This is a genomic window from Flavobacterium sp. GW821-FHT11G01, assembly GCF_058808175.1.
Map to the genome: position 1 here is coordinate 537,034 of NZ_JBXARK010000002.1, position 12,264 is coordinate 549,297.

At 34.9% G+C, this 12,264-nt stretch carries 10 protein-coding genes; all 10 read left to right on the forward strand.

What is annotated here, in order from left to right; translation table 11 throughout:
• Positions 1 to 210 precede the first annotated feature (210 nt).
• On the forward strand, positions 211 to 1,683 hold the full coding sequence (locus AC1RRN_RS06120) for an MFS transporter (RefSeq protein WP_492966458.1): 1,473 nt from the start codon (positions 211 to 213) through the stop codon (positions 1,681 to 1,683).
• A gap of 199 nt (positions 1,684 to 1,882) precedes the next feature.
• Positions 1,883 to 3,355 (forward strand): MFS transporter, encoded by a 1,473-nt coding sequence (locus AC1RRN_RS06125; RefSeq protein ID WP_492966459.1) that lies wholly within the window; start codon positions 1,883 to 1,885, stop codon positions 3,353 to 3,355.
• Between the two features lie 20 nt (positions 3,356 to 3,375).
• Positions 3,376 to 4,968 carry a magnesium transporter MgtE N-terminal domain-containing protein gene (locus tag AC1RRN_RS06130; RefSeq protein WP_492966460.1) on the forward strand — a complete coding sequence of 531 codons (1,593 nt, stop codon included), beginning with the start codon at positions 3,376 to 3,378 and terminating at the stop codon, positions 4,966 to 4,968.
• Between the two features lie 27 nt (positions 4,969 to 4,995).
• A complete protein-coding gene (locus tag AC1RRN_RS06135) occupies positions 4,996 to 6,045 on the forward strand; it encodes an MFS transporter (protein WP_492966461.1) in 1,050 nt (349 codons plus the stop codon).
• A 110-nt stretch (positions 6,046 to 6,155) separates the two neighbouring features.
• The gene (locus tag AC1RRN_RS06140) at positions 6,156 to 8,372 is read left to right on the forward strand and encodes a molybdopterin oxidoreductase family protein (RefSeq protein ID WP_492966462.1); all 2,217 of its coding nucleotides are present in this window, start codon (positions 6,156 to 6,158) and stop codon (positions 8,370 to 8,372) included.
• A 17-nt stretch (positions 8,373 to 8,389) separates the two neighbouring features.
• On the forward strand, positions 8,390 to 8,959 hold the full coding sequence (locus tag AC1RRN_RS06145) for a 4Fe-4S dicluster domain-containing protein (protein WP_492966463.1): 570 nt from the start codon (positions 8,390 to 8,392) through the stop codon (positions 8,957 to 8,959).
• Between the two features lie 10 nt (positions 8,960 to 8,969).
• Positions 8,970 to 9,482: a QcrA and Rieske domain-containing protein gene (locus AC1RRN_RS06150; RefSeq protein WP_492966464.1), complete on the forward strand. Its 513-nt coding sequence runs from the start codon at positions 8,970 to 8,972 to the stop codon at positions 9,480 to 9,482.
• A gap of 23 nt (positions 9,483 to 9,505) precedes the next feature.
• The gene (locus tag AC1RRN_RS06155; RefSeq protein WP_026984554.1) at positions 9,506 to 9,754 is read left to right on the forward strand and encodes a DUF6755 family protein; all 249 of its coding nucleotides are present in this window, start codon (positions 9,506 to 9,508) and stop codon (positions 9,752 to 9,754) included.
• Between the two features lie 253 nt (positions 9,755 to 10,007).
• Positions 10,008 to 11,180, forward strand: coding sequence for a molybdopterin molybdotransferase MoeA (locus AC1RRN_RS06160; RefSeq protein WP_492966465.1), 1,173 nt, complete (start codon positions 10,008 to 10,010; stop codon positions 11,178 to 11,180).
• A 181-nt stretch (positions 11,181 to 11,361) separates the two neighbouring features.
• Positions 11,362 to 12,108, forward strand: coding sequence for a sulfite exporter TauE/SafE family protein (locus AC1RRN_RS06165; RefSeq protein WP_492966466.1), 747 nt, complete (start codon positions 11,362 to 11,364; stop codon positions 12,106 to 12,108).
• The last annotated feature ends 156 nt before the right edge of the window (positions 12,109 to 12,264 follow it).

Sequence of the window (12,264 nt, forward strand, 5' to 3'; positions counted from 1 at the left end):
TTTCAAACATTTCAGAAATAGAATTAATATTCAAAAAAAAAGTGAAACTCAAAAGTTTTATAGATTTAAATAGTTGGTATTTAGTTATTTAGTAATATAATTTTGCTTAATTTTATAATGCTCAATTTCATTAGCAAAAAATATACTTTTTTTGATTGACTTATAGCGATTTGTGTTTTTGAAAAATAATCTACCTAAATACTATATTCTATGGCAAATCTTTCGCAATCTCATCGCATTCTTTTTTTCAATACACTTGGTTTTATGGTTTGTTTCGCCTGTTGGACACTCAACGGGGTTTTGGTTACCTTTTTAAATGATCGTGGTATTTTTGAATGGAGTGTCGTCGAGATAGGATGGCTGTTAGGAATCCCGATTTTAACAGGTTCCATTATGCGATTGCCAATGGGAATTTTAACCGATAAATACGGAGGAAAACCAGTATTTTCATGCTTGCTTATTTTAAGTTCGATCCCATTATTTTTACTTCCTTTTGCAGAGAATTTTTGGATGTTTGCTATATTGAGTTTTCTTTTTGGAATGGTGGGAACCAGTTTTGCCATAGGTGTAGGATATACTTCGATTTGGTATCCAAAAGAATGGCAGGGAAGAGCATTGGGCATTTTTGGAATGGGAAGTTCAGGAGCAGCTTTGACAACATTTTTAGCACCAACTTTGCTTAATAATTTCACAGAAAATGATCCGGAAAACGGATGGAAATGGCTTCCCATTATTTATGGAATTGCTTTATTAGTAACCGGAATTGTGTTTCTCATTTTTACCACCAATAAAAAAGTTGAAGCAACATCAAAAACAGTTAAAGAATTATTACAGCCATTAAAAAGTGTTCGTGTCTGGCGTTTTGGACTTTATTATTTTCTTGTTTTTGGTTCTTTTGTTAGTTTCTCACAATGGTTATTGCCTAATTTTATGAATGTATACCATACAACATTAGTCACAGGAGGTTTATTTGCATCATTTTTTAGTTTACCAACAGGTGTAATTCGGGCCTATGGTGGTTTTTTATCGGATCGATTTGGAGCACGAAAAGTAATGTATTGGGTATTAAGTTCTTCCGTCGTTTTAAGCTTTTTATTAATGTTTCCGAAGATGGAGATTACAACCGCGGGATCCGGTCTTTTGGCTTCTAAGGCGGGAACAGTGACAAAGGTTTCAGAAGATCAGATTGTGGTTGGAGATAAAACATATGCCATTACAAAAGAGGACAAAGAGGCAAAACACAGTAAAATTTTACCTTCAAAAAAATCATGGCAGGAAGTGGTCGTGCAACAAAATCAACAAATTCAAAAGAAAGATTTATTGGCAGAAGGAATAACCCAGATTCATTTTGAAGCCAATATGTGGATTTATTTGGCATTGGTTATTTTAATTGGTGCAGCCTGGGGAATTGGAGCAGCTGCAGTTTATAAACATATTCCTGATTATTTTCCAAATGAAGTAGGAGTAATTGGAGGAATGGTTGGTATGCTGGGCGGTTTAGGAGGTTTTTTCGGCCCCATTATTTTCGGATATTTATTAAGCTTTACCGGTTTTTGGACGAGTTCCTGGGTATTTATTTTAGCTGTTTCCTTAGTATGCCTTATTTGGATGCATCGAGTAGTGGTTAATTTAATGAAAGAGAAATCTCCGGAATATGCAAAAGACATGGATAGAAAAAATTAAAACTCATTTATAATAGGAATATTTATTAAAAGCTTGTCTCTAAAAATGAAGAAGAGGCAAGCTTTTATTTTAATCAATATAGAAGACAAAAATATCTTTTATATGATATATGTCATTTTCTTCCAGAACACAAGGCTATAATTTTGCTTCAAATGAGAACAAACAGTCTCATTAGTTAAGTATATTTTAAAAGCCTTTTATGAGCGGTTTATCTCAATCTCACCGAATTTTATTTTTAAACACACTAGCTTTTACCGTTTGTTTTGCTTGTTGGACACTAAATGGAGTTCTTGTGACTTACCTTGTAGACAAAGGTATTTTTAACTGGACAGTTGTAGAAACGGGTTGGCTTTTAGGAATTCCTATTTTGTCCGGTTCAATATTCAGGCTACCAATTGGTATTTTAACAGATAAATATGGTGGTAAAATTGTTTTTACAGTTTTATTATTGTTGTGCTCTATTCCTCTTTTTTTACTTCCATTGGCTAATTCATTTTGGAGTTTTGCAGTTCTAAGCTTCTTCTTCGGATTAGTGGGAACTAGTTTTGCGGTTGGTATTGGTTATACATCAGTGTGGTACCCAAAAAGCTGGCAGGGCAGAGCTTTAGGCATCTTCGGAATGGGAAATGCAGGCGCGGCTATTACTACTTTTATTGCCCCAACTTTATTGAATAATCTTTCAGAAAAAGATCCAATAAATGGCTGGAAAACCTTGCCTGTTATTTATGGCGGGGCTTTAGTAATTATAGGATTGCTTTTTATTGTCGTTGCAAAAAACAAAACCAATCAGGCAGCTTCAAAATCAATGACACAATTATTGTCTCCACTTAAAAATATCCGCGTTTGGCGTTTTGGAGCTTATTATTTTTTAGTCTTTGGTTTCTTCGTAGCTTATTCACAATGGCTTTTACCCAATTTTATGAATGTTTACCATACTTCTTTAGTTATGGGCGGAATGTTTGCAACTATGTTTAGTCTGCCATCTGGCGTAATCAGGGCTTTTGGAGGTTATTTGTCTGATAAATTCGGAGCCAGAAAAGTAATGTATTGGGTTTTGGGCTCTTCAATCATAATCAGTTTTTTATTGATGTTTCCAAAAATGGAAGTGTTTACAACTGGTCCGGGAGTGTTGGCTTCTACAAATGGAATTATTACCGAAGTTTCTGCTAATGAAATAATAGTAAAGGGAAAAACATATAAAATTTCAGAGAAACAAACTAGCAACAAAAACGAAACTTCAATTTTTCCGGTAAAAAATTCCTGGCAGGAAATAATTGTAAAACAAAATCAGGAAGTAAAAAAGAAAGAATTGTTAGCACAAGGAATTACCCAAATTAAGTTTAGCGCCAATCTTTGGGTCTATGTGGTTTTGGTAATCCTGATCGGAATTTCATGGGGAATTGGAAAAGCCGCAGTCTACAAACACATTCCGGAATATTTTCCAAATGAAGTTGGAGTCGTTGGAGGAATGGTTGGATTAATTGGCGGCCTCGGTGGTTTTTTCGGCCCCATAATCTTTGGTTATCTGCTTAATGCTACTGGCTTATGGACGAGTTCCTGGATATTCATTTTCGTAGTATCAGTTCTTTGTTTGCTTTGGATGCACCGAACGATTATAAAAGCAATGCGAATTAAATCACCAGATTTTAACAGAGATATAGAAGATAATTAATACAATAAACAAAGAATAATATGAAAACTTGGTTAGACAAATGGGAGCCTGAAGATGAAATATATTGGAATACCGCCGGAAGTAAAATTGCATGGAGAACCTTAACAATAACAACACTTACTTTAATATTATCATTTGCTTCATGGTTTATGATGAGCGTAATAGCTGTTAAATTACCCGGATTAGGATTTAATTTTTCCAAAGATCAACTTTTCTGGCTGACAGCAATTCCGGGATTGGCCGCCGGATTTTTAAGAATCATACACACTTTTATTTTACCAATATTCGGAACCCGACATGTGGTTTCTTTCGCAACCGCAATTAAATTGATTCCCGTAATCGGAATTGGTTTTGCAGTCATGAATGTCAATACACCATTTTGGGTATTTGCAGTTTTAGCTTTTACAACCGGTTTTGGAGGAGGAGATTTCTCTTCTTATATGCCAAGTACCAGTTTGTTTTTTCCTAAAAGACTCAAAGGAACAGCATTAGGAATACAAGCCGGAATTGGGAATTTTGGTGTATCGGTAGCTCAGTTTGTTACGCCACTTATTATAAGTATCGGGATTTATGGTACAGCATCAGAATTTACGAGTATTGATCAAAAAGAAACAATTAACGTTTTTCAGAATTCAACAATCGAAAAACAAAAAGAAGTTTTTGAATCACTTGATGCTGAAGTACAAAGTAAAATACTATCAAACGTAAAGAAAACTATTATTGATTCGGTTAAGACATCAATTAATTCAGCTGATAAAGTTGTTCTTTTTACTTCGTTACCAGTAAAAACCAAGGCAAAAGCTATTGCAAATGCAAACCCGAAATTGGCAGAGAAATTACTTAACGATATAAATCCTCAAAATTCAGCCGTTAAAAACAAGGAAATATATTTACAGTCGGCTGCTTTTTGGTTTGTTCCCCTCTTATTGTTGTTGTCAATGGTGAGTTGGTTTTATTTAAGAAGTATCCCGATGAAAGCTTCCATAAAAGAACAGCTGGATATTTTCTCTAATAAACATACCTGGTATTGCACGATAACTTATTTAATGACTTTTGGAACTTTTGCAGGTTTATCAGCGGCTTTTCCTTTAATGATTAAATTTTTATATGGAGATTTTCCAAATGCGCCTGATCCTTTGGTTTATGCTTTTTACGGGCCATTAATTGGTTCTGGAAGCCGAATTGTTTTTGGATTTGTTGCTGATAAAGTGGGAGGCGCCATATTAACAACAATTACAGGTTTAGGAATTTTAGCCGGAGCAATTATTCTCGTGACACAAGGATTAGTAGCGCCAACAAGTATGGATCAATTTCCTCTTTTTGTTACAGTAATTTTAGGAATGTTCTTCTTTACAGGGATTGGAAATGCCGGTACTTTTAGACAGTATCCAATTATTTTTTCTGAAAATCAACGTCAGGCAGCCGGAGTTATTGGCTGGACAGCCGCAATTGCCGCTTTTGGACCTTTTATATTTTCTAAGCTAATTGGAAATAATATTTCTGCTAATGGCACTGTAAATCAATTCTTTATTGGTGTTGTTATTTTTACTATATTAGCTACAGGTATCAATTGGTGGTTCTATAATCGTAAGAATTGTGAAAAACCGAGTTAAGGAGTAATCATTAAATTTTAATTAACGATGAAAAATAAAACGTTTAATACCAAGGCTTTACTTATAGCAACTGCAGTATCGGCACTGACCATTATTTTTGTTTTTTATGGCTCAAGAAAACTGCAAAATTTTGATGCCGCGCTAATCACTTATTTATTCGGAACCGTGTTTGCTTTCTTCGGAATTGTATACAGATATTCCGTTTGGCTTCAAAGACCACCAACCTGGATGTATTTCAAAAGAAGCCTTCAATTTTTGTTCACAGGCAAAATATTATCGCATTTATGGTTTTTGGGAAAAGAATCTGTGGGGAATATTGTAATTCAAAAATTCATTTATCCAAGAAGTAAATACCGTTGGTTTGCCCATTTTTGTATTGCTTTAGGCTGTATTTCTGCTTTTGCAATAACCATCCCGTTAACATTTGGATGGATACATTTTACATTGTCACCCAATTCTATTTCTATTTATGAAGCTCATTTTTTCGGATTTAAAATGATGGATTTTAAAATCGGGTCTTTTCTCGCATTTCTAATTTTCCATGCTTTAAATTGGTCTTCCTGGTTGGTAATAATTGGTTCAGTTTATTATTTAAGAAGACGATTAACAAATCCGGGTTTAATAGCAACACAAACTTTTGAAGGTGATTTATTACCCTTAATTCTGCTTATTGCCATCTCGGTTACTGGTTTATGTCTAACCTATTCCTATCAATTCATGAAAGGATTTGCGTATGACTTTCTCGCTGTAATTCACGCCGTTACCGTAATCATGTTTTTAATATGGATTCCGTTTGGAAAATTCTTTCACATTATTCAGCGTCCGGCTCAAATTGGCGCTCATATTTATAAAAAAGAAGGAATTAAAAAAGGAATGGCAGTTTGCCCTCACACCGGAGAAGAATTTGCAACACAGCTTCATATTGATGATTTAAAAATCGTGACTAAACAACTAGGTTTTGACTTCACGCATGAAGATGGAACTTCACATTTAGATTTAAGTCCGGAAGGAAAAAGATCCCGTTTAGCACAGGCACATTTAAGAGCCAGATTAGAAGGTGGAAACTTATTTGGATAAGAAAAATATAGTTTCAGGTTTCAAGTTTCTATAGAGAACTTGAAACTTGAAACCTGACCCGAGGCTGAAAGCCGAATTGGCGAAGCAAACAAAAAAAAACAAAAAAAGACATGGCAAAATTACCTGTATCAACTGAAAAAATAATTGAAGCCTTTGGTCCGCATTTAAATTATGCACCTAAAGATGGTTACGAAGGCAGGGACGAACCGGATGATCTTGTAAAAACACATTGCTGTTTCTGCGGAATGCAATGCGGTATTCAATTGTCTGTAAAAGATAATAAAGTAGTAGGTTTTGAACCCTGGATGGAATTTCCTTTTAATGAAGGACGTTTGTGTCCCAAAGGAGTGCAGCGTTATCTGCAAAATAATCATCCTGATCGTCTTTTGCACCCCATAAAAAGAGTAGAAGGAAAAGGATTTGAAAAAGTTTCCTGGGATGAAGCTATGGATAAAACGATTTCTGAAATTAAAAGAATTCAGGAAAAATACGGCAAACATGCTTTTTCGATGTTGTCCGGAGTTTCGCTTACCAACGAAAAAAGTTATTTGGTTGGAAAGTTTGCACGTGTTGCCTTAAAAACCAGAAACCTCGATTACAACGGAAGACTATGTATGGTAAGTGCCGGCGCAGGAAACAAAAAAGCATTTGGTTTAGACAGAGCTTCTAATAATTATTCGGATTTAGAATATGCAGAAGTCATTATCGTAGCCGGTGCCAATATAAGTGAAACCTTCCCCACATTAACACATTGGATCTGGAAAGCCAGAGATCGAGGAGCAAAATTGATTGTGATCGATCCGAGAATGATTCCGTTAGCCAGAACGGCAGATATTCATTTAGATGTAAAACCCGGAACTGATTCGGCTTTATATGGTGCAATGCTGAAATATCTCGTAGATCACGATATGCTGGATCATGATTTTATAGACAATTATACGTCTGGATTTCAGGAAACAATTGATGCGGTAAAAGATTATACTTTAGAATGGGCAGAAGAAATCACTGGAATTGATAAAGACAAAATCAAAGCTGCAGCCGAGTTATGGGGCAAAGCTAAAACAAGTTTTCTGCTTCACGCACGCGGAATAGAACATCACTCAAAAGGAGTTGATAATGTATTGGGCTGTATTAATTTGGTTTTGGCAACCGGAAGAATTGGAAGACCTTATTGTGGTTACGGAACAATTACAGGGCAAGGAAATGGACAAGGAGGAAGAGAACACGGTCATAAATGTGATCAATTACCAGGGAATAGAGATATTGAAAATCCGGAACACAGGAAATATATTTCTGAAGTTTGGGGAATTGATGAAAAAGACATGCCTGGAAAAGGCCTTACTGCATATGAAATTATTGAAGCCATTCATAGGGATGAAATCAAAGGATTAATCTCAATTTGTTTCAATCCATTGGTCTCACTTCCAAACAATAATTATGTCAGATCAGCTTTGGAGAAATTGGAGTTTTATGTCTGCATTGACTTCTTTTTGAATGAAACGGCCCGTCATGCAGATATTGTTTTAGCGGGTTCTTTGCAGGAAGAAGAAGAAGGAACGACAACTTCGGCAGAAGGACGCGTAATCCGAATTCGACAAGCTGTTACACCTCCGGGAGATGCAAGAACAGATACTTCAATATTATTAGAAATTGCCGAACGTCTGGGTGAAAAAGATAAATTCACTTACGATAATAGTGAAGCTATTTTTAATGAATTAAGAGTCGCTTCAAAGGGAGGAACAGCCGATTATTTTGGAATTACCTATAAAAAAGTAGAAGATAATATGGGCGTTTTTTGGCCTTGTCCATCAGAAGATCACCCAGGAACTCCAAGATTATGGGAAGATAAAAAGTTTAAAACTCCGGATGGAAAAGCACATTTTAACCCCGCTCCCTATAAATTACCCGGCGAAGTTACTGATGATGAATATCCGATCGTATTGACGACAGGCCGTGTAGTTTCGCAATATTTAAGCGGAACACAAACACGCCGTATTGGTAAACTGGTTGATCAATTTCCGGAACCAATGTTAGAAATTCATCCGGAATTAGCTTCGAAATATAATATCAAACAAAGAGAATTAGTCAGAGTTGTGACCAGAAGAGGAGAAGGAATTTTTCCGGCAAATATTGTTGAAACAATTCGAAAAGACACTGTTTTTATTCCTTATCATTGGCCCGGAGCTAAATCTGCTAATCAATTAACTCCCGGAACTTTAGATCCGATTTCTAAGATACCGGAATTTAAAGTTTGTGCCTGTTTACTCGATCCGTCAGGAAAAATAGCGCCGTCATCAAAAGAATCTGAAGCTTATGCAAGTGTTTAATCTATAAAAATGACATTATGAACTTAACTAATTTTAATAAAAATGAAGAGTTTTTTGTAGATCTGCAACGCTGCATTGGCTGTAAAGCCTGTGAAATGGCTTGCGCTGAATGTGAAACAAATGGTCAGGAATCCCTCATCAGCGTAAATTATGTCGAACGCTCTTCAACAATTCAAACGACGGTTCAGGTTTGCATGCATTGCGAAGATCCCGTTTGTGCCAATGTTTGTCCTGCCGATGCTATTTCACAAGATGAGTTTGGTGTTGTGCATACCGCAAGTACTGAAAGATGTATTGGATGTTCTAATTGTGTTATGGCGTGCCCGTTCGGAGTTCCTAAAAAAATGGAAGAATACGATCTGATGATGAAATGTACGATGTGTTATGACAGAACCAGTGTGGGCAAAAAACCAATGTGTGCAACAGTTTGTCCGAGTGGTGCATTGTTTTACGGAACAAGAGAACAAATTGAAGAAATGCGACCAAATAGTTCACCAGTTAATACATTCATATTTGGAAAAGAAACCGTCAATACTAAAGTGAATATTATGATGCCAAAAGGCAGTAATGAATTAAGAATATATTAAATCCAGATCCATGTCTAAAGAAGATAATTTAAATAAAAACTGGAAAAAAGATTTCCCAATACAAAAGCAGGAATCAACGCAGGTAAGTCGTCGTGATTTTGCTAAATTCCTCACTTTTGTTTCGGGAGGATTAATGATAGGCAGCGGATTTGTAGCTGCCAAAGCTTATTTATTGCCAAAAGAAGGTGTGCAAGGTGAGCATTTTATTTGCAATAAAGATGACGTTCCTGTCGGAGGCACGAGAGGTTTTGTAATTGAAGGGAGCACCGTTCCTTATATTTTAGTGCATCTGGAAAGTGGAGATTTCAGGGCTTATGAACAAAAGTGTACACATTTATCCTGTTCTGTTTTTTACAAACCCGGAACCGGAATTATTCATTGCCCTTGCCACGAGGGTTCATTTGATGCCATGACTGGTGATGTAATTGCTGGTCCGCCGCCAAGAGCGTTGCCCCAATTAGAAGTTTTTTTCAAAGAGAATAAAGTTTATGTAAAGGCTTTTATTGAAGAAAAAGAAAGTTAGAATAAATTTAAAAATGAATTATCATGAGTACATTTAGACGAAGTCAGAATCGCGCCAATCCTAATAAGCTGAACAATATTCTTTCCACGCTTATTTTTATCCTTATTTTAAATGTGAGCATTCAAATTTGGCTGTTATATGCTTCACTCAATAATGCATTAGATAACAACAAAGAAATATTACTTCCCGCATTTATAGCTTCAGCAATACTATTTTTGATAGGCTTTTCATGGCTTTATTACCTCCCAAAAGGAAACTTCAAAAAGAAATAAGCTTGGGAATTGAAATATCTTTCAGGTTAATTCAATTTTATTTTAAAAAGTTTAATTAAAACACAATTAAAACTCATTGCTTAATTCCAAATTTAAGCCTCGTCAAAATGCTATTTTTTGTTTTTTCTGAACGTATTTAAAGAATTAAGCATAAATTTATAATCTTTAAATATTTTAGATTATTAATGATTTAAACTAAGTAAAAGTACTTATATTTGTAATAAGTATTTTTTGCTTTTATACTATAGCAGCCATGATTCAAGTTGAACAAGCCTTATCGATTATTGCAGAAAATAGCACTAAAATGCCAGTTCAAAAAATTCCGGTTGCGAAAGCGCTGGGTTATGTTTTGGCCGAAACGGTTTATTCGCCAATTGATATGCCGCCTTTTCGCCAATCGGCTATGGATGGCTATGCTTTTATTCATGGTGAAAAACATCAGTATGATGTTGTGAGTAGTTCACAAGCAGGAGATCATGCCAATATAAAATTAAAAGAAAACGAAGCGGTTCGCATTTTTACAGGCGCTTTTGTTCCGGATGATGCAGATACAGTGGTAATGCAGGAACATGTTTTGGTAAACAAAGATTCAATTTTGATCGCCAGTATGCCAAAACAATTTACAAATGTTCGTGCAAAAGGAGAACAGATAAAAAAGGAAGAGGTCGTTTTTAAAGCCAACACTTTGATTACACCAGCCGCAATTGGTTTTTTAGCTTGTCTCGGAATTACTGAAATAACAGTTTATAAAAAGCCTAAAGTGGCTATTTTAGTGACTGGAAACGAATTAGTAAAATCAGGTAAAAAATTACCGAAAGGAAAGATTTATGAAAGTAATTCGGTGATGCTTCAGGCCGCATTGCAAACGATTGGAATAAAAAAAATAAAAAGTTACAAGGTTAAAGATAATCTTAAAGCGACTAAAAAAGCTTTAAAAGACATTCTTGCAAAAAATGATATCATTTTAATTTCCGGTGGAATTTCAGTTGGAGATTATGATTTTGTAAAAGAAGCTTTGTTGGCCAATGATGTTGAAGAACTTTTTTACAAAATCAATCAAAGGCCAGGAAAACCAATGTTTTTTGGACGTAAAAATGATAGTTTGGTTTTTGCTTTGCCCGGAAATCCAGCTTCATCTCTTACTAATTTTTATGTTTATGTTTATCCGGCAATTAAAAACAGAATGGGTTTTGCGGAAATCCATTTACCAAAATTAATGCGAAAATTAAACAGTGATTTTACAAACCCGACAGGCAAAACATTATTTTTAAAAGCAAAATATGATGAAACTAATGTTGAGATTTTAGATAGCCAAAGCTCGGCAATGCTTAATACATTTGCGATTGCTAACAGTTTACTGATTGTACCGAGTGATACGGAAAGCCTTAAAAAAGGAACACTAGTAACTTTATTGCCAATTGATTAAAAGAATAAAGAATAAAGAATAAAGAATAAAGAATAAAGAATAAAGAATAAAGAATAAAGAATAAAGAATAAAGAATTTCAAACTTATAAAGCAGTGTGTAATTTTAAACATACAGCAATAACTTGAAACATGAAACAAAACGATTAAACAATTAACCAAATAAACGATTAAACAATAAAAAATGAATCTCCTTAGTTCTGAAAATATCCTGTTATTTAGCTTCGCTTTAATTGTGATTGCATTTTTATATTCAAGTGTCGGACATGGTGGCGCTTCGGGTTATTTGGCTTTGATGACGATTTTTGCTTTTCCAATTTCAGTTATGAAACCATCAGCATTGTTACTGAATTTGTTTGTTTCGAGTATTTCGTTTTTCTTTTATTACAGAATGAATTATTTCAAACCAAAGCTCTTTTATCCGTTTGCAATAGCCTCGATTCCGGCAGCGTTTATTGGTGGATTTATTACTTTGGATAATACGATTTATAAAATTATTTTGGGAGTTGTGTTGGTTTTTGCCGCACTTCGATTGTTCGGAATATTTAATTTTAAAGAAAAAGAAACAGTCACGATTAATATTCCATTTGCATTGGCAATTGGTTTTGTTATTGGATTGTTATCTGGAATGTTAGGAATTGGCGGCGGAATTATTTTGAGTCCGATTTTATTGTTTTTGGGATGGGCTTCAATTAAAGAATCGGCAGCGATTTCGAGTTTGTTCATTTTTGTGAATTCATTTGCCGGAATTATGGGCTTCTTTTTAGGAGGAAAAACGGTTCCGACAGAAAGTTTTTATTTGGTTCCGATTGCCGTTTTAGGCGGCGTTTTGGGTGGCTATTATGGCAGCGGATATTTTTCTAATAAAACATTAAAAATTGTTTTGGGAACGGTGATTTTAATGGCAAGTATTAAATTGATTTTTCCTTGATAATTAATAAATTAACCGCAAAGTACGCAATGTTTTATATAGCGGTTTTTAGAAATAGCAAAGTTCGCAAAGCTTTGCGACTTAATTTTAAAGTTGACAATGAATAAAACCTTAGCGCTCTTTGCGGTAAAATTTTTCTCATTTCAACCTGAAACC